Annotated in this window: 22 protein-coding genes; 7 read left to right on the top strand and 15 right to left on the bottom strand. The window is 66.9% G+C overall.

The window, feature by feature from the left end:
• Nucleotides 1-197: 197 nt before the first annotated feature.
• The 4 genes from F817_RS0106445 to metH form a co-directional block, all read right to left on the bottom strand.
• Complete coding sequence (locus F817_RS0106445) at nucleotides 198-1,751, bottom strand: bifunctional GNAT family N-acetyltransferase/carbon-nitrogen hydrolase family protein (protein WP_024326878.1); 1,554 nt, start codon at nucleotides 1,749-1,751, stop codon at nucleotides 198-200.
• A 57-nt stretch (nucleotides 1,752-1,808) separates the two neighbouring features.
• Nucleotides 1,809-2,132 (bottom strand): hypothetical protein, encoded by a 324-nt coding sequence (locus F817_RS0106440; protein ID WP_024326877.1) that lies wholly within the window; start codon nucleotides 2,130-2,132, stop codon nucleotides 1,809-1,811.
• Nucleotides 2,129-2,521, bottom strand: coding sequence for a PH domain-containing protein (locus F817_RS0106435; RefSeq protein WP_024326876.1), 393 nt, complete (start codon nucleotides 2,519-2,521; stop codon nucleotides 2,129-2,131). The genes F817_RS0106440 and F817_RS0106435 overlap by 4 nt, the downstream gene beginning before the upstream one ends.
• A gap of 157 nt (nucleotides 2,522-2,678) precedes the next feature.
• Nucleotides 2,679-6,470, bottom strand: coding sequence for a methionine synthase (gene metH, locus F817_RS0106430; RefSeq protein ID WP_024326875.1), 3,792 nt, complete (start codon nucleotides 6,468-6,470; stop codon nucleotides 2,679-2,681).
• 155 nt (nucleotides 6,471-6,625) lie between these two features.
• Between metH and F817_RS0106425 the strand changes: the two genes are divergently transcribed.
• Nucleotides 6,626-7,360: an arginyltransferase gene (locus F817_RS0106425; protein ID WP_024326874.1), complete on the top strand. Its 735-nt coding sequence runs from the start codon at nucleotides 6,626-6,628 to the stop codon at nucleotides 7,358-7,360.
• 30 nt (nucleotides 7,361-7,390) lie between these two features.
• Here F817_RS0106425 and F817_RS0106420 read toward each other — a convergent pair whose 3' ends face one another.
• Complete coding sequence (locus tag F817_RS0106420) at nucleotides 7,391-8,239, bottom strand: methyltransferase domain-containing protein (protein WP_017940942.1); 849 nt, start codon at nucleotides 8,237-8,239, stop codon at nucleotides 7,391-7,393.
• On the bottom strand, nucleotides 8,236-9,054 hold the full coding sequence (locus F817_RS0106415; RefSeq protein ID WP_017940941.1) for a class I SAM-dependent methyltransferase: 819 nt from the start codon (nucleotides 9,052-9,054) through the stop codon (nucleotides 8,236-8,238). Before F817_RS0106415 ends, F817_RS0106420 begins: the two co-directional genes overlap by 4 nt.
• A 493-nt stretch (nucleotides 9,055-9,547) precedes the next feature.
• Between F817_RS0106415 and purH the strand changes: the two genes are divergently transcribed.
• From purH to F817_RS0106400, 3 genes are read left to right on the top strand one after another with little or no spacing between them, the layout of a single operon-like run.
• Complete coding sequence (gene purH, locus F817_RS0106410) at nucleotides 9,548-11,113, top strand: bifunctional phosphoribosylaminoimidazolecarboxamide formyltransferase/IMP cyclohydrolase (RefSeq protein ID WP_024326873.1); 1,566 nt, start codon at nucleotides 9,548-9,550, stop codon at nucleotides 11,111-11,113.
• Between the two features lie 7 nt (nucleotides 11,114-11,120).
• Nucleotides 11,121-12,410, top strand: a complete 1,290-nt coding sequence (gene purD / locus F817_RS0106405) for a phosphoribosylamine--glycine ligase (protein WP_024326872.1) — start codon at nucleotides 11,121-11,123, stop codon at nucleotides 12,408-12,410.
• A 43-nt stretch (nucleotides 12,411-12,453) separates the two neighbouring features.
• Nucleotides 12,454-14,940 (top strand): glycogen/starch/alpha-glucan phosphorylase, encoded by a 2,487-nt coding sequence (locus tag F817_RS0106400; RefSeq protein ID WP_024326871.1) that lies wholly within the window; start codon nucleotides 12,454-12,456, stop codon nucleotides 14,938-14,940.
• A 17-nt stretch (nucleotides 14,941-14,957) separates the two neighbouring features.
• Here the strand turns inward: F817_RS0106400 and cysQ are convergent, their stop codons facing one another.
• From cysQ to F817_RS0106385, 3 genes are read right to left on the bottom strand one after another with little or no spacing between them, the layout of a single operon-like run.
• Nucleotides 14,958-15,791 (bottom strand): 3'(2'),5'-bisphosphate nucleotidase CysQ, encoded by an 834-nt coding sequence (gene cysQ, locus F817_RS0106395; protein ID WP_024326870.1) that lies wholly within the window; start codon nucleotides 15,789-15,791, stop codon nucleotides 14,958-14,960.
• 51 nt (nucleotides 15,792-15,842) lie between these two features.
• Nucleotides 15,843-16,388 carry an ADP compounds hydrolase NudE gene (gene nudE / locus F817_RS0106390; RefSeq protein WP_024326869.1) on the bottom strand — a complete coding sequence of 182 codons (546 nt, stop codon included), beginning with the start codon at nucleotides 16,386-16,388 and terminating at the stop codon, nucleotides 15,843-15,845.
• A gap of 16 nt (nucleotides 16,389-16,404) precedes the next feature.
• Nucleotides 16,405-17,109: a hypothetical protein gene (locus F817_RS0106385; protein WP_024326868.1), complete on the bottom strand. Its 705-nt coding sequence runs from the start codon at nucleotides 17,107-17,109 to the stop codon at nucleotides 16,405-16,407.
• 41 nt (nucleotides 17,110-17,150) lie between these two features.
• Between F817_RS0106385 and F817_RS0106380 the strand changes: the two genes are divergently transcribed.
• Complete coding sequence (locus F817_RS0106380; protein ID WP_051132328.1) at nucleotides 17,151-17,894, top strand: HAD family hydrolase; 744 nt, start codon at nucleotides 17,151-17,153, stop codon at nucleotides 17,892-17,894.
• Here F817_RS0106380 and F817_RS0106375 read toward each other — a convergent pair.
• Both F817_RS0106375 and F817_RS0106370 read right to left on the bottom strand, forming a co-directional pair.
• Nucleotides 17,887-18,126 (bottom strand): hypothetical protein, encoded by a 240-nt coding sequence (locus F817_RS0106375; protein ID WP_024326866.1) that lies wholly within the window; start codon nucleotides 18,124-18,126, stop codon nucleotides 17,887-17,889. The genes F817_RS0106380 and F817_RS0106375 overlap by 8 nt on opposite strands.
• Nucleotides 18,123-18,764 (bottom strand): 7-cyano-7-deazaguanine synthase, encoded by a 642-nt coding sequence (locus F817_RS0106370; protein ID WP_024326865.1) that lies wholly within the window; start codon nucleotides 18,762-18,764, stop codon nucleotides 18,123-18,125. Before F817_RS0106370 ends, F817_RS0106375 begins: the two co-directional genes overlap by 4 nt.
• Before the next feature lie 52 nt (nucleotides 18,765-18,816).
• Between F817_RS0106370 and F817_RS0106365 the strand changes: the two genes are divergently transcribed.
• Together F817_RS0106365 and F817_RS0106360 are read left to right on the top strand one after the other, a co-directional pair.
• Nucleotides 18,817-19,290, top strand: a complete 474-nt coding sequence (locus tag F817_RS0106365; RefSeq protein WP_024326864.1) for a TerB family tellurite resistance protein — start codon at nucleotides 18,817-18,819, stop codon at nucleotides 19,288-19,290.
• A gap of 26 nt (nucleotides 19,291-19,316) precedes the next feature.
• Nucleotides 19,317-19,979, top strand: a complete 663-nt coding sequence (locus tag F817_RS0106360) for a sulfite exporter TauE/SafE family protein (protein WP_024326863.1) — start codon at nucleotides 19,317-19,319, stop codon at nucleotides 19,977-19,979.
• 49 nt (nucleotides 19,980-20,028) lie between these two features.
• Here F817_RS0106360 and F817_RS0106355 read toward each other — a convergent pair whose 3' ends face one another.
• The 4 genes from F817_RS0106355 to ppsA all read right to left on the bottom strand — a co-directional run bounded on the left by F817_RS0106355 (nucleotide 20,029) and on the right by ppsA (nucleotide 24,473).
• The gene (locus F817_RS0106355) at nucleotides 20,029-20,481 is read right to left on the bottom strand and encodes a DUF4426 domain-containing protein (protein ID WP_024326862.1); all 453 of its coding nucleotides are present in this window, start codon (nucleotides 20,479-20,481) and stop codon (nucleotides 20,029-20,031) included.
• A gap of 138 nt (nucleotides 20,482-20,619) precedes the next feature.
• A complete protein-coding gene (locus tag F817_RS0106350; RefSeq protein WP_024326861.1) occupies nucleotides 20,620-21,183 on the bottom strand; it encodes a YggT family protein in 564 nt (187 codons plus the stop codon).
• 94 nt (nucleotides 21,184-21,277) lie between these two features.
• Nucleotides 21,278-22,108, bottom strand: a complete 831-nt coding sequence (locus F817_RS0106345) for a pyruvate, water dikinase regulatory protein (RefSeq protein ID WP_024326860.1) — start codon at nucleotides 22,106-22,108, stop codon at nucleotides 21,278-21,280.
• The gene (gene ppsA, locus F817_RS0106340) at nucleotides 22,101-24,473 is read right to left on the bottom strand and encodes a phosphoenolpyruvate synthase (RefSeq protein ID WP_024326859.1); all 2,373 of its coding nucleotides are present in this window, start codon (nucleotides 24,471-24,473) and stop codon (nucleotides 22,101-22,103) included. Before ppsA ends, F817_RS0106345 begins: the two co-directional genes overlap by 8 nt.
• Nucleotides 24,474-24,533 lie beyond the last annotated feature (60 nt).

The raw sequence follows: 24,533 nt of genomic DNA, 5'->3' as shown, positions 1-24,533 counted from the left end.
TTCCCCCTGACTGGCAGACGCCCGCCTGGCGACGGTGCGGCCCCGGCCACGGCGGACATGCCGCGACCGATGTTCCCTGTACCGGCAAGACTAAGGGCCCGGACGGCCGGATGCCAGTGGCGTCCTCCGGGCAACCGGAACCCGTTCACGTTTTCCGGACACACGCCGCCCACGCATGGGTCATCGCCCGGGGCCCCCTACACCGGTTTGGACTTCCACTTGACCGAGTAGAGGTCGCGGCGGCGGTCGCGCAGGTTGCGCACCGACCCGTGGTTGCGCAGTTCCTTCAGGTTGTCGAGGTCAAGGTCCACGATCAGGGTCATCTCGGTATTCGGGGTCGCCTCCGCCGCCACCGCGTCATGCGGGAAGGCAAAGTCCGACGGCGTGAACACCGCGGCCTGGGAGTACTGCATGTCCATGTTCTCGACCTTGGGCAGGTTACCGACCGAGCCGGACATGACCACGTAGCACTCGTTCTCGATCGCGCGGGCCTGGGCGCAACGCCGTACCCGGAGATAGGCATTCTTGGTGTCGGTCCAGTAGGGGACGAACAGTATCTGCAGGCCGTGATCGGCCATCACCCGCGGCAGTTCGGGGAACTCCACGTCGTAGCAGATCAGGATGCCGATCTTGCCAAAGTCGGTGTCGAAGACATGCACCTCGTCGCCGCCCTGCAGTCCCCAGTAGGACACCTCGTCCGGGGTCACGTGGATCTTGTACTGGCGGTCCCAGGTGCCATCGCGACGGCACAGATAGGAGACATTGCGCAGCACGTCGTCGGTGTACTCGGGCATCGAGCCGGCCACGATGTTGATGTTGTAGGCGAGCGCCAGGCGCACCATCTCCTCGCGGACCGCCTCGGTGTATTCGGCCAGGCGGCGCACGGCCTCGGCCGGGTAGTCCTGGTTGAACGCGCCCATCAGCGGTCCGTTGAAGAACTCCGGGAACAGCACGCAATCGGAGCGGTAGCCGGAGACGGCGTCCACGAAGTACTCCACCTGCTGGAACAGGGCATCCAGGTCGACCGTCGGGCGCATCTGCCACTGGACCACGCCGATGCGCACGTCCGAGCGGCTGCCGCCGATCAGCTTTTCCTTCTCCTCGTAGTAGATGTTCAGCCACTCGATCAGGGTCGCGTAGGCCCCGGACTTCTCATCATCCGGCAGGTAGTTGGTGATGATCTTGCGGACGTGAAAGTCGTTCGCCAGCTGGAAGGTCAGGATCGGGTCGATGATCTCGTGGTTCTTCACCCGGCGGACGTACTGCTGCGGCGTCAGCTCGTCGCGGTACTGCTCGTAGCCGGGGATACGCCCACCGGCGACGATCGCCCGCAGGTTCAGCTTCTCGCACAGCTCCTTGCGCGCGTCGTACAGGCGCCGCCCCAGGCGCAGCCCCCGGTAGTCCGGGTGCACGAAGATGTCCACGCCATAGAGCGTGTCGCCGTCCGGGTCGTGGGTCGTCAGGAAGCCGTTGCCGGTGATCTGCCAGTAGTTGTGGTGATCGCCGAAGCGCTTGTACTCGACGATCAGGCTGATGGCGGCGGCGACTACCTTGCCGTTGTCCTCGATGCAGATCTGCCCCTCGGGGAAGCGCATCACCTGGGAACGGAACTGCGCCTCGCTCCAGGCACCGTCGAGGTCGTGGTAGACCCGCTCCATGATCTCGCGGATGTCCTCGTAGTCCTCGATCCGTGTCGGGCGCAGGGTCAGGTGATGCTGGGGGTTCGCTTCGTTGTCCGCGTCGGTGGTCACGCTGGGGGCTCCGGGGCTTGTCGGGGACGGGAAGGATGCACGGGTAGCGGGCCCGGATCAAAAGATCCAGGCCAGCATCAGCCAGAAGAACACAAAGAACAGGAAGAAACCGGGGATCATGAACTGCAGCTCCCCGATCAGTCCCTCGCCGGCGGCCAGGGCAAAGACGATCGACACCAGCACCGAGACGATGGCCGCGACCAGGGCCGCGTTCTTCAGACCCATGCCGTCATCGAACGTCAGCGCGACCCAGTCCGACAGCCCCGGGAGGGACACGGCCGCCGCCAGCACCAGCAGGGCGACGAACAGGGCCACGAGCGCCGAGGTGCCGAGCAGGATACGCAGCGCCAGGCGGCTGTCGCGGCGGTCGGAGCGGCTCATGCCACGGCCTCGCGGCGCTCCCGAACGTACTCGCGCACCCGGTTGGGGTCCGGGATGCCGCTAACCCGGAATTCCGGGTTGTCGCCGGTCGTGTACACCGCGATCTGGCCGACACGGAAGATCCGGTCGAAGAAGCTCTGGTCCACCTTCACCGTGCGGATCTGGCCGATATCGAGGTCCACGTGCGACTTCGACAACAGGCCGCGTTCGAGATGCACCTGGTCGGCGTCGATGCGCAGGCGCACCGAACGGGTCTGCAGATACCACCACAGCAGGATCAGCAGGCCCAGGCCGAAGGCCGGGATCAGCACCAGGCTCAGAATGAAGCCGAACGGATGATTGCGGAGCATCGCCGGTCGAGCGTCGATCGCGGGTTCACGAGCGGACATGCGCGGACTCCGGTTGGGGCCAAGCCCATCCGAAAGGGGACGGACCCGTCCAGTGTGGCGCGGTACCCCAAACAAAGCGAGCCCCGCACGGGGCGGGGCTCGCAGTTTGCCGGGTCGGTGCCGGTCACCCGGCCCGCCCGGAGGCAGGATCGCGGACTTACGCGGTCCGGGCCTCGCGCTCGGCCTTGGCTTCCGCCTTGGCCTCGTCGCTGTCGTCGTAGCCGATGTTCGGCGCGAGCCAGCGCTCGGCCTCCTCGAACGACATGCCCTTGCGCTTGGCGTAGTCCTCTACCTGGTCGCGGTTGACCTTGCCGAGACCGAAGTAGCGCGACTCTGGATGCGCGAAATACCAGCCGGAGACGGCCGAGACCGGCAACATGGCGTAGCTCTCGGTGAGCGTCATGTCGGCGTTCTCTTCCGGCTGCAGGAGCTCCCACAGGGTCGCCTTCTCGGTGTGCTCCGGGCAGGCCGGGTAGCCCGGCGCCGGGCGGATGCCCTGGTACTTCTCCTCGATCAGGTCCTCGTTGGCCAGCGACTCGTCCGGGACATAGCCCCAGTATTCGCGGCGGACGTGCTGGTGCATGCACTCGGCGAAGGCCTCGGCCAGGCGGTCGGCCAGCCCCTTCACGAGGATAGCGTGATAGTCGTCGTTGGCCTTCTCGTATTCCTTGGCCTTGGCGTCGACATCGCCACCCGCGCTGACCGCGAAGGCCCCGATGTAGTCCGGACCACCGGCTTCCTTGGGCATCACGAAATCGGCCAGCGAATGGCTCGGCTGCCCGCGACGCTTCTCGGTCTGCTGGCGCAGGTGGTGCAGCTTCTTCAGCACCTTGGAGCGGCTGTCGTCCGTGTAGACCTCGATGTCGTCGTCATCGACGGTGTTCGCCGGGAAGAAGCCAACCACGCCACGCAGGGTCACCCACTTCTCGTCGATCATCCGCTTCAGCATCTCCTGGCCGTCCTTGAACAACTTGCGCGCCTCTTCGCCGACCTTCTCGTCATCCAGGATGCGCGGGTAGGCGGCGTGCAGCTGCCAGGAGTGGAAGAACGGCGTCCAGTCGATGTACTCGGCGACCTCGTTCAGATCGTAGTCGTCGAAGCGCAGCAGCACGGAGCCATCGCCGTGCGGGTGCAGCACCTTCGGCTGGCCCGGCAGGTCGTCGGTCTCCAGCGCCTTCGGCTTCGGCGGCGTGTACTCGGACCAGTCGATCGGCGGCTTGTTGGCGCGCGCCTTCTCGAGGGTGACCCACTGGGTCTTCTTCTTGCGGCCGGCGTTCTGCACGCGCAGCTTCTCGTATTCCTCGCGGATCTCGGCGGCGTAGTTCTCGCGCAGTTCCGGGCTGATCAGGCTCTGGGCCACGCCCACGGCGCGCGAGGCGTCCTTCACCCAGACCACCGGGCCGGAGTAGTTCGGTTCGATCTTCACCGCGGTGTGGGCGCGCGAGGTGGTCGCGCCGCCGATCATCAGCGGGGTCTTCATGCCTTCACGTTCGAGGTCGGCGGCGAAGTTCGCCATCTCCTCCAGCGAGGGCGTGATCAGGCCGGACAGGCCAATGACGTCGACGTCATGCTCCTTGGCCGCCTTCAGGATATCGGCCCCCGGCTGCATCACGCCGATGTCGATCACCTCGAAGTTGTTGCACTGCAGGACCACGCCGACGATGTTCTTGCCGATATCGTGGACGTCGCCCTTCACCGTGGCCATCAGGATCTTGCCGTTGTTCTCGGTGCCGGTCTTCTCGGCCTCGATGTACGGGATCAGGTGGGCCACGGCCTTCTTCATCACGCGCGCGGACTTGACCACCTGCGGCAGGAACATCTTGCCCTCGCCGAACAGGTCGCCGACCACGTTCATGCCGTCCATCAGCGGCCCCTCGATCACCTGGATCGGGCGGTCATAGGCCTGGCGCGCCTCTTCGGTGTCGTCGACCACGTAGGTGTCGATGCCCTTGACCAGGGAGTGCTCGAGGCGCTTGGAGACCTCCCATTCGCGCCACTCGAGATTCTCTTCCTTCTTGCCGCCGCCCTGGCCCTTGTATTCCTCGGACAGCTCGAGCAGCCGGTCGGTCGCGTCGTCGCGGCGGTTCAAGACGACGTCCTCGACCGCTTCCTTCAGCTTCGGATCGATGTCGTCGTACACCGCCAGCTGACCGGCGTTGACGATACCCATGTCCATGCCTGCCTTGATGGCGTGGTACAGGAATACGGCGTGGATCGCCTCGCGCACCGGCTCGTTGCCACGGAACGAGAACGACACGTTGGACACGCCGCCGGAGACCAGTGCGTGCGGCAGGTCGTTCTTGATGCGACGGGTGGCCTCGATGAAGTCCACGCCATAGTTGTTGTGCTCCTCGATGCCGGTCGCGACCGCGAAGATGTTCGGGTCGAAGATGATGTCCTCGGCCGGGAAGCCGACCTTCTCGGTCAGCAGCTTGTAGGCCCGGGTACAGATCTCGACACGACGCTGTTCGTCATCCGCCTGGCCGTCCTCGTCGAAGGCCATGACCACGATCGCGGCGCCATAGCGGCGGCACAGCTGGGCCTGCTTGATGAAGTTTTCCTCGCCTTCCTTCATGGAGATCGAGTTGACCACCGGCTTGCCCTGCACGCACTTCAGGCCCGCTTCGATGATCTCGAACTTGGAGGAGTCGATCATCACCGGGACGCGGGCGATATCGGGCTCGCCGGCCAGGAGGTTGAGGAAGCGGACCATTGCCTCCTGCGACTCCAGCATGCCCTCGTCCATGTTGATGTCGATGATCTGGGCGCCACCCTCGACCTGATTCAGCGCGACTTCCAGCGCGACGTCGAATTCCTCGTTCTGGATCAGGCGCAGGAACTTGCGCGACCCGGTCACGTTGGTGCGCTCGCCGACGTTCACGAACAGCGAATCGTCGGTGATGTTGCACGGTTCCAGACCGGACAGGCGGCAGGCCGGCTCGACCTCCGGCACCTTGCGCGGGGGATGCTTCTCGACCGCCTCGCGCATGGCCCGGATGTGCTCGGGCAGCGTGCCGCAGCAGCCGCCGATGATGTTCAGAAGACCCGATTCGGCCCAGGGTCCGACGTCCTCGGCCATCTGTTCCGGGCTCTCGTCGTAATCACCAAACTCGTTCGGCAGACCGGCATTCGGGTGCGCGGAGACAAAGGTATCGGCGATGCGCGACAGGTCGGCCACGTACTGGCGCATTTCCTTGGCACCCAGCGCACAGTTCAGCCCGATCGAGACCGGGTTGGCGTGACGCACGGAGTTCCAGAACGCCTCGGTGGTCTGGCCGGAGAGGGTACGGCCGGAGGCGTCGGTAATGGTGCCGGAGATCATGATCGGGAGTTCCTTCCCGAGCTCGTCTTCCAGCGTCTTCACCGCGAAGATCGCGGCCTTGGCGTTCAGGGTGTCGAACACGGTCTCGATCAGCAGCAGGTCCACGCCGCCCTCGACCAGGGCCTCGGCCGCTTCCTTGTAGGAGTCGACCAGGGTGTCGAAATCGACGTTGCGCGCGCCGGGATCGTTCACGTCCGGGGAGATCGACGCGGTGCGGTTGGTCGGGCCGAGGATGCCGGCGACGTAGCGCGGCTTGTCCGGGGTCTTCTCGGTCCACGCGTCGGCCGCCTTGCGCGCGAGCTTCGCGGATTCGCGGTTCAGCTCGGGGACGAGGTCCTCCATGTGGTAGTCCGCCATCGCGATGCGGGTACCGTTGAAGGTGTTGGCCTCGATGATGTCGGCACCGGCTTCGAGGTAGTCGTTGTGGATCTGCTCGATGATGTCCGGACGCGTGAGGGACAACAGGTCGTTGTTGCCTTTCAGGTCGGACTTCCAGTCCTTGAAGCGCTCGCCGCGGTAGTCGGCCTCCTCCAGCTTGTACAGCTGGATGGTGGTACCCATACCGCCGTCCAGGATCAGGATGCGCTCTTTCAGCGCGTTCTCGATGTCTTTGCGTGTTGCCGTCATGTGCCGTACACCATTGGTTTCGAATGGGATAAGTGTACACGCCGGGGTTCCATCCCGTGCGTGGAGCCCACCCTGGTGGCAGGCCCTTTCGTGTCTCGTGGCGGCCCCGGATGCGGCCTGGTTGCGCCCGTGAGCAGAACTGTCACGATAGCGCCATGCAGGAACATCCGATCCGCTGGTTCATCACTGCCCCGCAGGCCTGCCCCTATCTGGACGACCGCGAGATGCAGAGTCTGCTGGTCGACCCCGCGGTCAGTCTGGGCGGGGCGCGCTTTGGCCAGCTACTCGCCGAGGGCTTTCGCCGCAGCGGCCAGTTTGTCTATCGGCATCATTGCCCCGAGTGCGCCGCCTGCGTGCCGGTGCGTATCCCGGTGGCGAATTTCCGCCCGAACCGGAGCCAGCGCCGCTGCCTGAACCGCAACCACGATCTCGCGGTTGCCATCCGGCGCCCGCCGGAGCAGCCCGGGACAGGGCCCGCCGCCGATCTCGACGAGCACATGCCGTTGTTTTCGCGCTACCAGGCCAGCCGCCACGCGGGCGGCGGCATGGAGCAGATGGGGCACGAGGAATACGCGGGGATGCTTGCGCACCGCAACGGCCCGGTGGATCTGATCGAATTCCGCCAGGCCGGTACGCTGGTGGCGGTGGCCGTCACCGACCGCACCCCGCAGGGGCTGTCGGCGATGTACAGCTTCTTCGATCCGGACCAGCCGCGTCGCGGCCTGGGCACCCTCGCAATCCTGACCCAGGTGGCACATGCGCACCGCCTGGGTCTGCCCCATGTCTACCTCGGCTACTGGATCGACCAGGCGCCGAAGATGGAATACAAGACCCGCTTCCAGCCGCTCGAAGGCCGCGTGGACGGGGTCTGGAGGCGGCTGCCCGCCTGACGGCGGCCAGCCCCTCGGTCCTGCGCGCGATTAGCGGGCCGGCTTGCGGAAGCGGAAGATGCCCCAGGTCAGGTAACCCGAGTTGCCGCCATCGACCCAGTGCTGCAGGCCCTGCTTCATGCGGTCGATGTAGTCCTGCGAGATGTAGTTCTTCAGCTCGTCCTCGCGGGACTCGAGCTCCTGCTTCACGCGACCGTAATGGGTCGAGATCTGACCGGAGTGCTCCTCGAAGCTGACCTCTTCCAGGCCGGCCGCCTTGGCCGCCTCGCGGTACAGCGACGGGCTCGCCAGCGAATCCAGATGGATGCGGGCCAGGATCGGGTCCAGCACGCCATCCGGGCAGTCGTCGGTCTGCATCGGATCGGTGAAGATCAGCCAGCCACCCGGCTTCAGGACGCGCGCGGCCTCCTGGATCACCTTCTTCTTGTCTTCGTTCTGGCTGTGCAGGAAGGAGTCCTCGGACCAGACGACATCGTAGGATTCGTCCGGCTCGTCGACCTTCTCGAAGGAGCCGTCGACCACGGTGATCTTGTCGTCGAGGTGACGCGCCTTGTTGATCTCGCGATCGCGCTCGTTTTCCTTCTCGGACAGGTTCAGCGCGGTGACATCACAACCGTAGTTTTCCACCAGGTAGCGCGCGACACCGCCGTAACCGGCGCCCATGTCGAGCACGCGCCATTCTGGCTGCGGCTCGCCCAGGAGATCGGACATGTGCGCGACGGTACGGCGGCTGGCGTCGCCGATCGGCTCGTCCTTGTATTCGTACAAACCGATATGGAGGTCTTCACCACCCCACACCATCTTGTAGAAGGTGTCGGCGTCCTCGCTGTTGTAGTAGTCGCGAGCGGTCTCGACTACGTCGGAGTAGTTCTCGCTCATCGTTCCTCGCCCTCGATATAACGCTTGTCGGCCACGTGGATGAAGAAGTCGGGATCGGTCTCGCGGTAGGTCTCCTGGAAGTCCCCGTAGGTCTCGATCTTCTGGAAACCGACCTCGCGCATCAGGCGGCGGACATAGGCCTTGCGCAGCGGGAACATGTTCAGGAAGTACTCGGAGCCATCCGGGAACTTGTACTGGAAGCGCGCCAGGCCTTCGTCAACGTGGGCCGGCTGCACCTGGACGTCGTCGCCGCAGTAGTAGTAGGTGTGCTTGGACGAGTAGCCGTGGTCCATGATGGTGTCGTAGTTGCGCTGGTCAAGGATCAGCACGCCATCGTGGTTCAGGGCGGAGTAGAACTCGGCCAGTGCCTTGCGGCGGTCGTGTTCATTGAACAGGTGGGTAAACGAGTTGCCGAGACAGACCACGGCGTCGTAGCGGCCGTAGATATCGCGGTTCAGCATGCGCCAGTCGGCCTGCACGGTGCGCAGGATGTGCCCGCGCTTGCGACCGTTCTCGAAGGCCTTGACGAGCATCTCCGGCGCACCGTCGGCGGTCACCACGTCGAAACCGGCCTCGAGGAGCTGCACGGAATGGAAACCGGTACCGGCAGCCACGTCCAGCACGCGCTTGGCGCCACGCTTCTTCAGTTCCTCGATGAAGAAGGTGCCTTCGCTCTTGGCGCGGTTGTCCCAGTCGATCAGGTCATCCCACTTGTCGACGAAGCCGGTGGTGTACTCGTTGAGGTAGTTCTCGGTATCGCGGCGTTCGGTCGGCTTGTCACCGAAGTCCTGATCATTCTTGATGTTCGCTGCCATGCTGGTTCCTCTTGGCTTTTGCTGCTGTTGTAAGCGTGAACGGACGGGCCCGGGGCCGATCCGTCGGCACAACACCCCGCAAACGCAGTGAACCGCGACCCCCGCATTCCTCGGCGGTCTCGCCAGCAGCCCGATCGCGCCAGGCGATGGTCACCTGGTGTTCGGGTATCAATGCGCCAGGTGCGTTGTTCGCAGCACCCGGCACCGGCCTGGCCGGTTCATCCTGCACATCCGGAGGGCTCTTCATTACCCGGATGCCGAGCCGTGGTCTGGCGGGCCCATCCCGCCTGGCTCGGGGATCGCTTGCGGCGCCGCGCGCTGCGTCTGAACGCGGGCGTTGTGTCCGAAATCGTTTTTATACCCTGAAGGTTTTGCGCAAAAATTACAAGTTGAGGCCCGCCCCGCCGGCCCCGGCCCGGCACCTTTCGCTGCCCGTCCATCTGTGCCGCGCGTTCGATATAATGGCGGTTTTGACCCGATTCCGAGGCCCCGCATGACCCCCAGCCGTCCCATCCAGCGCGCCCTTTTGTCGGTCTCCGAGAAGACCGGCGTCGTGGAACTCGCCCGCGCCTTGCACGAGCGCGGCGTCGAGCTTCTGTCCACCGGCGGAACCGCCCGCCTGCTGGCCGAAAACAACCTTCCGGTCATCGAGGTTTCCGCGCACACGGGCTTCCCCGAGATCATGGACGGCCGGGTCAAGACCCTGCACCCGCGCATCCACGGCGGGCTGCTGGGCCGGCGCGACATCGACTCCGCGGTGATGGCCGAGCAGGACATCCCGCCGATCGACCTGCTGGTGGTGAACCTCTACCCGTTCGAGGCGACGGTGGCCCGTCCCGGCTGCAGCCTGGAAGACGCCATCGAGAACATCGACATCGGCGGCCCGGCCATGCTGCGCGCGGCGGCGAAGAACTATCGTGACGTGGCCGTGGCCACCAGCCCCGACCAGTACAGCGAGATCGCAGCGGCCATCGGCGACCAGGGCGAGCTCCCGCCGTCGCTGCGCTTCCGTCTGGCGGTGGCGGCCTTCGATCACGTGGCGCGCTACGATGCCGCGATCAGCAACTACCTGTCGGGCCTGGACGAGGATGGCGAGATCGCGCCCTTCCCCGGGCAGATGAACGCCACCTTCGAGCGGGTGGAGACCCTGCGCTACGGCGAGAACCCGCACCAGCGCGCCGCGTTCTACCGCGACCCGCAGCCCACCCCCGGCACCCTGGCCAGCTACCACCAGCATCAGGGCAAGTCGCTGTCCTACAACAACCTGGCGGATGCCGATGCCGCCTGGGAGTGCGTGCGCCAGTTCGAGGCCGGGGCCTGCGTGATCGTCAAGCACGCCAACCCCTGCGGCGTGGCCGTTGCCCCGACCCAGCTGATGGCCTACGAACGCGCCTTCCAGACCGACCCGACCTCCGCCTTCGGCGGCATCATTGCCTTCAACCGCCCGCTGGACGGCGACACCGCGCACGCGATCGTCAGCCGCCAGTTCGTCGAGGTGGTCATCGCCCCCGAGATCACGCCGGGCGCCCTGCGCGCGCTGGCCACCAAGAAGAATGTTCGCGTGCTGGAGATCCCGCCGGCGGGTGTCGGTCCCGGCCTCGACTACAAGCGCATCGGCGGCGGGCTCCTGGTACAGGATGCCGATCGCGGCAGCCTGGCCGATGTGGAGCTGAAGACCGTGACCGCGCGCGCGCCCTCGGAACAGGAGATGAAGGACCTCTGCTTCGCCTGGCAGGTGGGCAAGTACGTGAAGTCCAACGCCATCGTCTATGCCCGCGACGAGCAGACCATCGGGGTCGGGGCCGGGCAGATGAGCCGCGTGTACTCCGCCCGCATCGCCGGCATCAAGGCCGCCGACGAGGGCCTGCAGGTGGCCGGCTCGGTGATGGCCTCGGATGCCTTCTTCCCGTTCCGTGACGGCATCGATGCCGCCGCCGAGGCCGGCATCACCGCGGTGATCCAGCCGGGCGGCTCGATGCGCGACCAGGAAGTCATCGACGCGGCTAACGAGCACGACATCGCCATGCTGTTCACCGGCATGCGCCACTTCCGCCACTGAGGTCCTGATGAACGTACTGGTAATCGGCAACGGCGGCCGCGAGCACGCGCTGGCCTGGAAGCTGGCGCAGTCGCCGCGCATCGAACGCGTCCTGGTAGCCCCCGGCAACGCAGGCACCGCGCGCGAGGCCAAGTGCGAGAACGTCGAGGTCGGCGTGACCGACATCGACGCGCTGCTGGCGCTGGCGGAGCGCGAGGCCGTCGACTTTACCGTGGTCGGGCCCGAGGCCCCGCTGGTGGCCGGCGTGGTGGATGCGTTCCGCGCCGCGGGCCGGCGCTGCTTCGGCCCCTCTGCCCGGGCCGCACAACTGGAGGGCTCGAAGTCCTTCGCCAAGGACTTCATGCAGCGCCACGGCATCCCGACCGCCGCCTACGGCAGCTTCGAGGACGAAACGGCGGCGCTGGAGTTCATCGCCGCCCACGGCGCGCCCATCGTGGTCAAGGCCGACGGTCTTGCCGCCGGCAAGGGCGTGATCCTCGCGCAGACGGAGGACGAGGCACGCGCCGCGGTGCACGACATGCTGGCCGGTAACGCGTTTGGCGCGGCCGGTAACCGGGTCGTGATCGAGGAATTCCTGACCGGGGAAGAGGCCAGCTTCATCTGCATGGTGGACGGCGAGCACGTACTGCCCCTGGCCTCCTCGCAGGACCACAAGGCGCGTGACAACGGTGATCAGGGCCCCAACACCGGCGGCATGGGCGCCTACTCCCCGGCCCCGGTGGTGACCGACCACCTCCACGAGCGCATCCTGCGCGAGGTCATCGAGCCGACCGTGCGGGGCATGGCCTTGGACGGCGAGCGCTATACCGGCTTTCTCTATGCCGGCGTGATGATCGACGCCGCGGGCCATCCGAAGGTACTGGAGTTCAACTGCCGCTTCGGCGACCCGGAGACCCAGCCGATCCTGAGCCGCCTGGACTCCGACCTCACCGAACTGGTGGAGGCCGCGCTCGACGGCCGCCTCGACAAAGCCCGGGCAGAGTGGGACCCTCGGGTCGCCCTGGGCGTGGTCCTGGCCGCCGGTGGCTACCCCGGCGAGTACCGCAAGGGCGACGTGATCAACGGCCTGGAAGCCGTCGAGGCCGACCCCGACGCCCATGTGTTCCACGCCGGAACCGCCATCGACAGCGAGGGCCGGGTCGTGACCGCCGGCGGCCGCGTGCTCTGCGTAGTCGGTCTCGGGGCGGACGTCAGGAGCGCGCAGGCAAAGGCCTACGCGGCCGTGCAACGAATCCACTTCAACGATATATACTGCCGGACAGATATCGGCTATCGCGCCGTCGCTCGCGAGGGATAAACCCGAAGCGGCGGCCCCTCACCTCTTTTCTGGAGACGCCTTGATGGCCGCCCCCGAAGTGACTCACCTGCCCAATCTCCCCAACGACGTGGAGGGCCTGCGGCAATCCATCCGCGATGCCGTGGTCCGCGTGGTCGGCGAGGACCCGCGCCAGGCCACCGAACGCGACTGGATGGAGGCGCTGGCCTTTGCCATCCGCGAGCGCATGGTGGAGCGTCGTCTCCTGACCCGCCGGCAGTTCGCCGACGAGGACGTCAAGCGCGTCTACTACCTGTCGATGGAATACCTGATCGGGCGCATGCTCGAGGCGAACCTGCGCAACATGGGCATCCTCGAGCCGGCCCGCCAGGCGATGGCCGATCTCGGCGTCAACCTGGACACCATCCTCGATCTCGAGGACGACGCGGCCCTGGGCAACGGCGGCCTGGGACGCCTGGCCGCCTGCATCCTGGAATCGCTGGCGACCCAGGGCTACCCCGGCTACGGCTACGGCATCCGCTACGAATTCGGCATGTTCCGGCAGGAATTCGAGCCCTACCACCAGGTCGAGCACCCGGACAACTGGCTGCGCTACGGCAACCCGTGGGAGTTCCCGCGCTCGGACCGCAAGTACCCGATCCATTTCTACGGCCACGTGGTCGAGCACCACCATCCCAGAGGCGAGACCCGCTACACCTGGGAAAATGGCGAAGAAGTCCTGGCCATGGCCTACGACTACCCGACGGCGGGCTACGGCCGGCGCAACGTGAACAATCTGCGCCTGTGGGCGGCCAAGGCCACCCGCGACTTCGACCTGCGTTACTTCAACGAGGGTGACTACATCCGCGCGGTGGCGGACAAGGCCGAGTCGGAGACCATCTCGATGGTCCTGTACCCGAACGACGCCACCGCGATCGGCAAGGAACTGCGGCTGAAACAGGAGTACTTCTTCGTCTCCGCCTCGCTGCAGGACATCCTGGATCGCCACCTGGCGCTGGATTACAACCTGGATGCCCTGCCCGACAAGGTCGCGATCCAGCTGAACGACACCCACCCGGCCATCGCGGTGGCGGAACTGATGCGCCTGCTGGTGGACTGCCACGAACTGTCCTGGGACCGCGCCTGGGACCTCGCCCGGCGCACCTTTGCCTACACCAACCACACCCTGATGCCCGAGGCCCTGGAGACCTGGCCGGTGGAGCTGATGGAGCGCGTGCTGCCCCGCCATATGGGCATCATCTATCAGATCAACCACGACTTCCTGGAACAGGTACGCCACCGCTATCCGGGCGACAACGACCGTCTGGCGCGGCTGTCCATTATCGACGAGCAAAACGGCCGGCGCGTGCGCATGGCCCATCTGGCGGTGGTCGGGTCACACCGCGTCAACGGCGTGGCGGCGCTGCACACCCAGTTGCTGCAGGAGACCCTGTTCGAGGACTTCTACAACCTGTGGCCGGAACGCTTCGTCAACGTCACCAACGGCGTGACCCCGCGCCTGTGGATGATCCAGGCCAACCCGGCACTCACCGAGCTCCTGGGCCAGCGCATCGGCAACGACTGGCAGTACGACCTCGACCGCCTGCGCGCCCTTGAGCCCTATGCCCATGACGCCGACCTGCAGAAGGCCTTCCTGGACGTGAAGCGCGCCAACAAGGTGCGCCTGGCGAACCTGGTGCGCGAACGCACCGGCGTGGAACTGAACCCGGACGTGATGTTCGACGTGCAGATCAAGCGCATCCACGAGTACAAGCGCCAGCTGCTGAAGCTCCTGCACGTGGTGGATCTCTACCGCCGCATCCGCGCCGGCGAGGACGTCGCGCCGCGCGTGGTCCTGTTCGGCGGCAAGGCGGCGCCGGGGTATGCCCGGGCGAAGGGCATCATCCAGGTGATCAACGAGGTGGCCGACATCGTGAACCACGACCCGGCCGTGGGCGACCGCCTGAAGTGCGTGTTCTTCCCCAACTACGAGGTCAGCTCGGCCAGCATCATCATCCCGGCCGCGGATGTCTCCGAACAGATCTCGACCGCCGGGTTCGAGGCCTCCGGCACCGGCAACATGAAGCTCGCGCTGAACGGCGCGCTGACCATCGGCACCCTGGACGGCGCCAACATCGAGATCCGCGATGCGGTCGGCGAGGAGTCCATCTTCATCTTCGGCATGACCGCCGACGAGGTGGTCGAACATCGCCGTAACGGCCCGAACCCCGAGGCGATTCTGGCGCAGCAGCCCAACCTGGCCGCCGCCGTGGAGATGATCGAATCGGGGTTCTTTACCTGCGACGACCCGGGAACCCATGGCGACCTCGGCCGGTACCTGCGCCACGAGGATCCCTTCTTCGTGATCGCCGACTATGCGGCCTACACCGAGGCCTGCGAACGCGCGGACACCCTGTACGCCGACCGCACCGCGTGGGCCGAGGCGGCTATCCTGAACGTCGCGCGCATGGGGTACTTCTCCATCGACCGCACGGTGCGCGATTACGCCAACCAGATCTGGGACATCATCCCGGAACCGGTGGCACCCTCGCGCACCAACGGCGCCGCCTGACGCGCGCGGGCCGGGCTTCAGGTGTCCGGAAGCCCCAGGCGCCGGAGCCAGGCGTCGGGGTTGCCCGCGCACACCAGGAACTCCGGGTTCAGCAGGCTCTCGCGCGTGTTGTAGCGCAGATCCTCGCCGTTGAGGTCGACCACCCGTCCGCCCGCGGCCTTTACCACGGCATGGGCCGCGGCGGTGTCCCATTCGCTGGTGGGGCCCAGACGCGGATAGATGTCGGCCGCCCCCTCGGCCACCAGGCACAGCTTCATGGAGCTGCCCATGCTGACCAGGTCGTGGGGCCCCAGCCGCTCCAGCACGACCTTGAGCCGCTCCGCGCCGTGCGAACGACTGCCGGCCACCAGCGGGTGCTCCGTCCCGATGCGCTCGCGCGCCACCGCGATATCCCGCGGGGGCTGATCCTCGTCACGCCGGATCGCCACGCCGTCGCGATGACCGGCGTACAGGCGCTTGAGCACCGGGCACCAGACGACGCCCAGCACCGGCTCGTGGTTGTGGATCAAGGCCACGTTCACGGTAAATTCGCCGCTGCGTTTGACGAACTCGCGGGTGCCGTCGAGGGGATCGATCAACCAGTAGGTCTGCCACTGGCGACGGCGCTCGAAGGGCACGTCCTGCCCCTCCTCCGACAACACGGGCCAATCGGGGTCGATGTCGGCCAGCCCATTGGCAAGGATTCGGTGGGCAGCCAGGTCGGCCTCGGTGAGCGGCGAATGATCGGCCTTTTCGGTGACCGCAAAGCGCGTCTCGTAGAGCTCGAGGATCGCATGGCCGGCCAGGTCGGCCAGCGCAGCCACCTCGTGCATCAGGGCAGTAAGAGCCGAATCCTTCGGCGGAGCATGCATGGGGAACTCCCGTTTTCCCGGAACGTTCCGTCTAGCTTGGCAGGGTTGCGCTCAAGCGTCGAGGTAATCGCGCACCATGTACAGCGCGGCGATGGAGCGCGCCTCGGTCAGGTCCTCGCGGGCGACCAGCTCGGTGAGGCGATCCAGCGACCAGGGTACCACCTCGAGCGCCTCCGGCTCGTCACCTTCCGCGGTCCGCGGATACAGGTCCTCGGCCAGCACCAGGTGGGTCTGGTGAGCCATGTAGCCGGGTGCGACGGTCAGCGCGCCCAGATGGGTCAGGCGATGCCCGGCGTGGCCGACCTCCTCCATGATCTCGCGATTGGCGGCGGCGAGGATGTCCTCGCCCGCCTCCATGCGTCCCTTGGGCAGGCCCAGCTCGTAGCGGTGGGTGCCGGCGGCGTATTCACGGATCAACAGGACGGTCCGGTCGGTCTGCACCGGAGCGATGATCACCGCCCCGTGGCCGCGACTGACCAGGCGCTCGAAGCAGGTGCGCGCGCCGTTGCTGAATTCGAGGTCCAGTTCCTCCACCTCGAACAGGCGGCTGGTGGCGACCGTGCGCCGCCCCTGGACATCCGGTTTGTCTCGGCTCATGCGCCCTCCCGGGCGGTCAGTGGCTGTTGCGTAGCCGCACCAGAGTACGCAGTTCGCCCTCGAACAGGGTGTCGAACATGAAGCCATGATCGGAGGTGACCACCTCGAACCCCTCCTGGTCGGCCGGATCGGTCTCCGCCAGACGCAGGTCAAGATCGCCCCAGCTCACGGCCATGGTGACGCGCATCGGGAAGTAGCCATCCAGGAAGCGGCGCACGAACGGCCCGTTCTCCAGGCGGTAGACGCCATCCCCTTCGTCTTCGACGATCTTCATGCGCGCCGTCACGCAGACCTCGGCGTCCTCTTGCACCCCGCGCAGGTCCACGCGATCGCCTTCGGCGCGCGCGGATTCGATGTTGCGGGTGGACTCGACCTGAAGCTCGTCGATGACGGCTTCATTGTACACAATGACCATGCGCCGAATGGCCGCCACGTCGTTGTGGCACTGGCGCAGATCGGCCCAGCCATCCTCCAGCGAGGACTGCGTGATGCGGATCTGGTTCTGGTGGTGATGCGGGGTCCGGTCCGGTTCCTCCAGCAGGAAGGTCAGCTCCGGACTGGTGGTCTGGGTCTGGTCCGGGGAGACCGTCTCGCCCCACAGGGAATCATCCTCCAGCGGATCGTAGTCCGGGTCGCCAGGGTCCATCCCCTGCGCCGCCAGTGGCAGGGTCAGGAGCGCGAGGAACAAGGGCGCGGGCAGAAACCGCGATTGGGGTACCATGGGGGTCATCGTCATCACCCTCTTTCATGTTGCCGTCAGCTGTGGACCTGCAAGATCCCGAAAAAAATCCGCACACCCCCGCACTCGCGGTGGACTGGGCCCGAATCGACACCGTTCTGTTCGACATGGACGGTACGCTGCTGGACCTGCACTTCGACAACCGCTTCTGGCGCGAGCTGATCCCGCAGGAGTACATCCGCTGCCACCCGGACGACCCGGAATGCGCGCGCCGCCGGCTGGAGGACGAGATGCAGCGGGTACGCGGCAAGCTGGAATGGTACTGCGTGGACCACTGGACCCGCTTCACCGGCCTCGACATCCTCGGACTGAAGCGCGAACTGGCCCATCACATCGCTCTGAAACCGCATGCCGATCAGGTCCTCGATGCCTTGCAAATGGCGGGCCGGCGGCGGGTGCTGGTCACCAACGCCCACCCGCAGGTCTACGCCTTCAAGCACCAGCTCACCCGTATCGGTGACCGCCTGGACACCATCGTCTCCGCCCACGACCTCGACTGCGCCAAGGAAGATGCCGCGTTCTGGGAACGTTTGCAGCGGGTCGCGCCGTACGATCCCGCGCGGACCCTGCTGGTGGACGACAACCTGCTGGCGCTGGCCAGCGCCGCCACGGCGGGGATCACCGAGTTGCGCGGTATGCGCTACCCGGACGAGCGCGGCGAACCCGTGCGTTCCGAGGAATTCCTGCTGCTGGAGTCGCTCGCGAACCTGCTGCCCGGCCTGCCCGCGACGAGCGGCACGGCGGGAGGGGGTCCGGCGGCTACTTGACCGGGGTCGGCAGGTTGCGGATCAGATCCAGACGGATCTGCACCGGCCGCCCCTCGCACTCGCCGTCTAGCCAGTGATACCCGTCCGCCTCGCGCAGCTCGCGCGGGGTCACCTTGCCCCACCATGCCTGGCTGGAAGCCGGCTCGGCCCAATTGAGTTGCAGGGTCTCGCCAGTGAGGATGGCGATCTCCAGGCGTTCGGACACATGACGGGGAATGGCGGAATCGGTCATCGGGGCGCTTCGCGGTAGTCGGTCGGGTCGGGGATGCCGGCCGCGGCGAACGCGGCCCGCCGGGCCTTGCACTGCGGACAGCGCCCGCACTGGCGGGATTGTGCCAGAAGGCAGCTCCAGGTGCGGCCCCAGTCGATCCCCAGCGGATCCGTCGCCGCGATGATCTCCGCCTTGGACTGCCCGATCAGCGGCGCCTCGACCCGCAGCCCCGGCACCAGGGTCGTCGCCAGCGTCGAGACCTGCTGCACGAACCCGGGCTGCGAGCCCGGACCGTGCCCCTGGTCCTCGCGATTCAAGGCCAGCAGGATGCGTCCGGCCCGGTGATGCGCGGCCAGGTTGACCGCCAGCGCCAGCACCAGCAGATTGCGCTGGGGCAGCGGCACGTGCCCGACCCAGTCGTTGCGGCGGGTGAAGGCCGTGCGCAGGGACTGGAGATCCAGCGCGATGGGGGCACAACCGTAGACCGCCGACAGGTGCTCCACCGCGGTCCATTCGCGCGCGGCATTGCGCTGCCCGTAGTCGACCCAGACGGCGCGCATGGACTGGCCGGCGGCATGCCGCTGCGCCAGCAAGGCGCTGCTTTCGATGCCGCCGGAGAGCAGGAGCAGATCGGGGGATTCGGGCCGGACAGGTTCCATTCGGGCACCATACGCAATGCCCCGCGCAGCGCAACACCACGGAGACCAAGACGTGATCGAACAACTACGCAGCCACTGGCAGCGCCTGCTCGGCGCCGAACGCAGCGACCGCGCCGAGGGCGACCCCGGGGAGCGCCTGCAGCGCGCCGCCGCGGCGCTGATCATGGAGGTCTGCCGGGCCGACTTCCAGCTGCACGCGGAGGAACTCGAGTCGGTACGCGCCAGCCTGGTCGACCTGTTCCGGCTGGATGCCGACACCGCCAATGCGATGCTGGAGATCGCCCGGGAGGAAAGCGACGAACTGATCTCCATCCACCCGATGGTGCGCGAAGTGAACGCCGCCTTCGACGCCGCGCAGAAGGCCGACATCATGCGCGCCCTGTGGCGCGCCGCGTGGGCCAATCGTGACCTGCACAAGCGCCAGGAGGCCGTGATCCGGCATCTGGCGGATCTGCTCTACGTGCCCCATTCCACCTTCATCCGAACCAAGCACGAGGTCCTGGGCGATGCGGCCGACCCCAGCTAGGCACGGCGGCCTGAAGGGCACCACGGATGGGTGACCCGGGCACCCTGCTGGCCGCCCTCGCCGTGGGTATCCTCGGCGGGGTTCACTGCCTGGGGATGTGTGGCGGCATCGTCGGTGCGATTTCCATGGGCCACGACCGGCGCGGGCCGGGCCTGGATCTGCTGCTGGCCTACAACCTCGGGCGCATGGCGAGCTACGTCATCGCCGGGGCGCTGGCCGGCTGGCTGGGGGCGAGTCTCCTCGGCGGATTGCCGGCCGGCCAGGCGATCCTTCAGGGCTTTGCCGCGATATTCCTGATCCTGCTGGGGTTCTATCTTGCCGGCTGGTGGCCGGTCCTGGCCCGCCTGGAACAGGCCGGCGGGGTGCTTTGGCGCCGCATCGAGCCACTGGGGCGTCGCTTTCTGCCGGTGCGTCACGCGGGCCAGGCGCTGATGGTCGGCGGCCTGTGGGGCTGGCTGCCCTGCGGACTGGTCTACAGCGTGCTGGCCTGGTCCCTCGGCGCCGGCGGAGCGCTGGAAGGCGCCGCCCTGATGGGCGCCTTCGCCCTGGGCACACTGCCGAACCTGCTGCTGATGGGGGTCTTCGCCGCGCGGCTGGCGGCCTTCGTGCGCCGCCCCTGGGTCCGCCGGGTCGCCGGCGGCGGGGTCGCCATGTATGGCGCGTGGATGCTGCTGAGCGTGTTCATGTGATGCCCCGCCCGCTCGGACGGGGCTTCCGTTACAGGGATTCGAAGCGCGCTCAGTCCACGAAAAAGTCGCGCGAGAAGCGTACCGGCAGCACGCGTTCACTGCCCGCCGGGGCGACATCGATCGCAAATTCGAGGGTCTCTCCGCTGCGCACCGTCACCTCGGAGAGGAAGTAGATCGCATCACCGTCCTGGATCTCGCGGAAACGCAGGTTGCGCATCTGGTCGTTCAGGTTGGTGGCCGACCCCGTCACCTCGGCGGACACCGCCTGCAGGCCGTTGTCACCACGCTCCATGACGCTGACGTTGACCATCGCCCGGTTGGAACTGCGCCGCACGTCGTAGGCCCGCGCGACCTCCGGGGACAGGAAGGTGGTATTGATCACGTTGTAGTGGACGACGTAATTGTCGAACTCCGCCTCGTTGGCGGATGCAATCGAGCTGCCGAGAGCGACCGCCGCCAACGCGACGAGAAAGCCGGAAATGACCCGATGCACTCTTGCCATGGATGACTCCTTTGCCTGGTTGGGAAAGCGGGGCCCTGCGGCGGCACACACCCAGGCACCCCTGTCTTCGAGTCTAGCCGCTTTTGCGTCCGATGAAACGGGGGAAACGACCGGCCGCGCCGGCGGCGCGGACGGGGCTCAGAAAGAGCGCACGATAATCAGCAGGATATAAAGCCCGACCAGGGCGATCATTGGCGAAAAATCGATCGCACCGGTGTTGGGCAGGGCCCGGCGCAGCGGGCCAAGGATGGGGCGGTTCACCGCCCCGGCCAGACGCATGATGGGGTTGTTGGCGGCGCCGCCACCCCCAGCCTGGATCCAGCTCATCACCACCTCCACGATCAACGCGATGATGAACACCCAGATCACCGTGGTCAGTAGTTCGCGGATCGTCACGGCGAGGATAAGCCCGACCCCGACATCCACGCCCACGATGAGCACGCGCAGCCAGATCTCGATGAACTTGAGCACGATCATCAGCACAATCGCGGCCAGGTCGACGCGCCCGACCGACGGGATCACGGGCCGCAGCACCCTCAACGGCGGGTCGGTGAGCATCACGATGGTCTGCGAGATCGGGTTGTAGTAGTCGGCCCGCACCAGGCCGAAGATCGTGCGCAGGATCAGCAGGATGATGTAGATCCCGAAGACAACGCTGACGAGAAAGATGGCGATCTCTTGTCCGGTTCCGGCGGCGGGCATGCGGGCTCCTTGGAGTGCGGCGGGTCAGCCGCCCATTCTCCGGCAAGCCCGGCGGGATGCCAAGCCGCGACGCGGCCGGCCGCGTCCCGTGCCCTCAGGCGCCGGGGCGGGCGTCCATGCAGTCGCGCACCCGGGTAGCGATCTCCTCGATCGACAGCTCGGTCACATCCAGATGCGGGATACGCCAGATGTCGAAGAACTCCTGGATCGCCACGCACTCGGCCCGGCACTGGGCCAGACTGGCGTAGCGGCTGTCCGGCCGCCGGCCCTCGCGGATCTGCGCCAGGCGCTGGGGCGTGATCGTGAGTCCCACCAGGCGCCCGCCCAGGCCGCGCAGCCCCTCGGGCATGTGCGGGATGTCGCCCTGGCGCAGGTCCTCCGGTACCAGCGGGTAGTTCGCCGCGAACAACCCGTAGTTCATGGCCAGGTAGAGGCTGGTGGGCGTCTTGCCGGAACGCGAGGCCCCCAGCAACACCACGTCGGCCACCGACAGATCCTGGATCGCCAGGCCATCGTCATGGGCGAGGGTGTAGTTCAGGGCCTCGATGCGCCGGTCGTAGCGGGTGACGTCGCCCATGCCGTGGGCGCGCCCGGACACCGACTGCGCCGTCACCCCCAGGAGGTTCTCCAGCCGTTCCACCTGCTCGCCGAACACATCGATCACCGGCACCGGGCTGTGCCGCAGATCGGCCCGCAGATCGGCGTTGGCCAGGGTCGCCACGACCAGAGCGGGCTGGGGACCGGCTGCGGCCCGGGCGAACACGCCGGCCAGGCGGCCGGGGGTCTGCACGAAGGGCAGGCGGTGCCACGCGGGGTCGACCCCCGGAAACTGGGTAAACAGCGAACGCGCCAGCGTCTCCGCGGTGATCCCGGTCCCGTCCGAGACCAGGTAGACCTGCGGGCACGTGACGACGGCCTCAGTCATCGCCGGAATCCCGCACCCGAGCGAGCTGCTCCCAGGTGGACAGCAGCGAATCGGGGTTCAGTGAAAGCGACTCGATGCCCTCGTTCATCAGCCAGACCGCCAGCTCCGGATAGTCGGAGGGGGCCTGACCACAGATCCCGACGTACTTGCCGGCCCGCCGGGCCGCCCGGATCGCCATGCTCAGCAGCGCCTTGACGGCATCGTTGCGCTCGTCGAAGGAATCCGCCACCAGGCCCGAATCGCGGTCGACCCCCAGGGTCAGCTGGGTCAGGTCGTTGGAGCCGATGGAGAACCCGTCGAAGTGCTCGAGAAAGCGCGCGGCCAGCAGCGCATTGGACGGGATCTCGCACATCATTACGACCTTCAGACCGTTCTCGCCGCGCCGCAGGCCTTCCTCGCCCAGCACCCGGATCACGTCCTCGGCCTCGGCGAGGGTGCGCACGAACGGGACCATGACCTGCACGTTGTCCAGCCCCATGTCGTCGCGCACCCGGCGCAATGCCTCGCACTCCATCGCGAACGCCGGGCGGAAGGTCTCCGAGCGATAGCGCGAGGCCCCGCGAAAGCCCAGCATCGGGTTCTCTTCCTGCGGTTCGTACCCGACGCCGCCGAGCAGGTGGGCGTACTCGTTGGACTTGAAGTCCGACAGGCGCACGATCACGGGCTCCGGCGCGAAGGCCGCCGCCAGCGTCGCGATGCCCTCGGACAGCTTGCGCACGAAGAATTCGCGCGGGCCGTCGTCAAAGCCGCGCAGGCGTTCGGCAATCTGCTCCTGCACCTCGGGCTCGAGGCGGTTCGGGTCCTCGGCATAGTCCAGCAGCGCCAGCGGGTGCACGCCGATGGTGCCGTTAATGATGAACTCCAGCCGGGCCAGACCGATCCCCGCGTGTGGCAGTTGCGAAAAGGCGTAGGCCCGCCCGGGGTTGGCCACATTCAGCATCAGCTTGACCGGCAGCTCCGGCAATTCGCCGATATCGGTCTTTTTGACCGTGTACTCCAGCGTGCCGGGGTACACGTGGCCGTCATCCCCCTCGGCGCAGGAGACAGTCGCCTCCATGCCATCGGAGAGCACCTCGGTGGCATCGCCGCAACCCACCACCGCCGGGATGCCCATCTCGCGGGCGATGATCGCCGCGTGGCAGGTGCGTCCTCCACGATTGGTCACGATCGCGGCCGAGCGCTTCATCACCGGCTCCCAGTCGGGGTCGGTCATGTCCGCGACCAGAATGTCGCCTTCCTTCATGGTGTGCATCGCATCCGGCGAATCCAGCACGCGCACGATACCGGCCCCCACCTTCGAGCCGATCGCCCGGCCGGTGACCAGCGGCTCGGCTTCGTGCGGCGCCAGTTCGTAGCGCGCGCCCGCGCCCAGCTCGACCCGGCTCTCTACGGTCTCCGGGCGGGCCTGGACAATGAACAACTCGCCGGTCTCGCCATCCTGCGCCCACTCGATGTCCATCGGCCGGTCGTAGTGCTGCTCGATGGCCACCGCGTAGCGCCCGAGCTGCTCGGCATCGGCATCCGACAGGCAGAAGCGCTGGCGCAGGTCCTCGGGGGTGTCCTCGGTGTGGGTGCCATCCTCGGTGAGCACCATGCGCACGGCCTTGGTGCCCAGCGTACGACCGATAATGGCGCGCTTGCCGGCTGCCAGCGCGGGCTTGTAGACCTGGTATTCATCGGGATTCACCGCGCCCTGCACCACCGTCTCGCCGAGGCCCCAGGCCCCGGTAATGAACACCGCGTCGCGGAAGCCGCTCTCGGTATCCAGGGTAAAGATTACGCCGCTGGCGCCGACATCCGAGCGCACCATGCGCTGGATACCGGCCGACAGCGCGACCTCGTCGTGCGCAAAGCCGTTGTGCACGCGGTAGGCAATGGCGCGGTCGTTGTAGAGGCTGGCGAAACACTCGCGCAAGCGCTGCAACAGGGGGTCGATGCCGCGCACGTTGAGGAAGGTCTCCTGCTGCCCGGCGAACGAGGCCTCGGGCAGGTCCTCGGCGGTGGCCGACGAACGCACGGCGACCGGCACGTCATCGCCCAGCTGCGCGTAATGCTCGCGTACCGCCTGTTCCAGCTCGCCCGGCAGTTCGGCCTGCTCGATCCAGCCGCGCACCTCGCGACCGGCCGCCCGCAGGGCCTCGATGTCGTCGATATCGAGATCCGTCAGGCGCGCCTTGATCTGTTCGTCCAGACCATCCTTCGCCAGCAACGCGCGATAGGCATCCGCGGTGGTGGCGAACCCGCCCGGCACACGCACCCCCGCCGCGCCCAGCTGCCCCAGCAGCTCGCCCAGGGAGGCATTCTTGCCGCCCACCTTCGCGACATCGTTCATGGTCAGATCGGCGAGATCGACTACCCAGCGCATGGCAACTCCCGGACTCCACGGGAATCCTGAACATTCCCGAAGTTTGTGAACCCCTTAACA

It is taken from the genome of Thioalkalivibrio sp. AKL19 (assembly GCF_000420165.1).
Taxonomy (GTDB): domain Bacteria; phylum Pseudomonadota; class Gammaproteobacteria; order Ectothiorhodospirales; family Ectothiorhodospiraceae; genus Thioalkalivibrio.
This window is presented reverse-complemented; position numbering and strand designations above follow the sequence as displayed.

What these genes read in the sequence shown, in the direction of transcription:
- F817_RS0106440 (WP_024326877.1), bottom strand. Translation starts at nt 2,132, where the DNA reads ATGAGCCGCTCCGACCGCCGCGACAGCCGCCTGGCGCTGCGTATCCTG.
- F817_RS0106435 (WP_024326876.1), bottom strand. Translation starts at nt 2,521, where the DNA reads ATGTCCGCTCGTGAACCCGCGATCGACGCTCGACCGGCGATGCTCCGC.
- metH (WP_024326875.1), bottom strand. Translation starts at nt 6,470, where the DNA reads ATGACGGCAACACGCAAAGACATCGAGAACGCGCTGAAAGAGCGCATC.
- F817_RS0106425 (WP_024326874.1), top strand. Translation starts at nt 6,626, where the DNA reads ATGCAGGAACATCCGATCCGCTGGTTCATCACTGCCCCGCAGGCCTGC.
- F817_RS0106420 (WP_017940942.1), bottom strand. Translation starts at nt 8,239, where the DNA reads ATGAGCGAGAACTACTCCGACGTAGTCGAGACCGCTCGCGACTACTAC.
- F817_RS0106415 (WP_017940941.1), bottom strand. Translation starts at nt 9,054, where the DNA reads ATGGCAGCGAACATCAAGAATGATCAGGACTTCGGTGACAAGCCGACC.
- purH (WP_024326873.1), top strand. Translation starts at nt 9,548, where the DNA reads ATGACCCCCAGCCGTCCCATCCAGCGCGCCCTTTTGTCGGTCTCCGAG.
- purD (WP_024326872.1), top strand. Translation starts at nt 11,121, where the DNA reads ATGAACGTACTGGTAATCGGCAACGGCGGCCGCGAGCACGCGCTGGCC.
- F817_RS0106400 (WP_024326871.1), top strand. Translation starts at nt 12,454, where the DNA reads ATGGCCGCCCCCGAAGTGACTCACCTGCCCAATCTCCCCAACGACGTG.
- cysQ (WP_024326870.1), bottom strand. Translation starts at nt 15,791, where the DNA reads ATGCATGCTCCGCCGAAGGATTCGGCTCTTACTGCCCTGATGCACGAG.
- nudE (WP_024326869.1), bottom strand. Translation starts at nt 16,388, where the DNA reads ATGAGCCGAGACAAACCGGATGTCCAGGGGCGGCGCACGGTCGCCACC.
- F817_RS0106385 (WP_024326868.1), bottom strand. Translation starts at nt 17,109, where the DNA reads ATGGTACCCCAATCGCGGTTTCTGCCCGCGCCCTTGTTCCTCGCGCTC.
- F817_RS0106375 (WP_024326866.1), bottom strand. Translation starts at nt 18,126, where the DNA reads ATGACCGATTCCGCCATTCCCCGTCATGTGTCCGAACGCCTGGAGATC.
- F817_RS0106370 (WP_024326865.1), bottom strand. Translation starts at nt 18,764, where the DNA reads ATGGAACCTGTCCGGCCCGAATCCCCCGATCTGCTCCTGCTCTCCGGC.
- F817_RS0106360 (WP_024326863.1), top strand. Translation starts at nt 19,317, where the DNA reads ATGGGTGACCCGGGCACCCTGCTGGCCGCCCTCGCCGTGGGTATCCTC.
- F817_RS0106355 (WP_024326862.1), bottom strand. Translation starts at nt 20,481, where the DNA reads ATGGCAAGAGTGCATCGGGTCATTTCCGGCTTTCTCGTCGCGTTGGCG.
- F817_RS0106350 (WP_024326861.1), bottom strand. Translation starts at nt 21,183, where the DNA reads ATGCCCGCCGCCGGAACCGGACAAGAGATCGCCATCTTTCTCGTCAGC.
- F817_RS0106345 (WP_024326860.1), bottom strand. Translation starts at nt 22,108, where the DNA reads ATGACTGAGGCCGTCGTCACGTGCCCGCAGGTCTACCTGGTCTCGGAC.
- ppsA (WP_024326859.1), bottom strand. Translation starts at nt 24,473, where the DNA reads ATGCGCTGGGTAGTCGATCTCGCCGATCTGACCATGAACGATGTCGCG.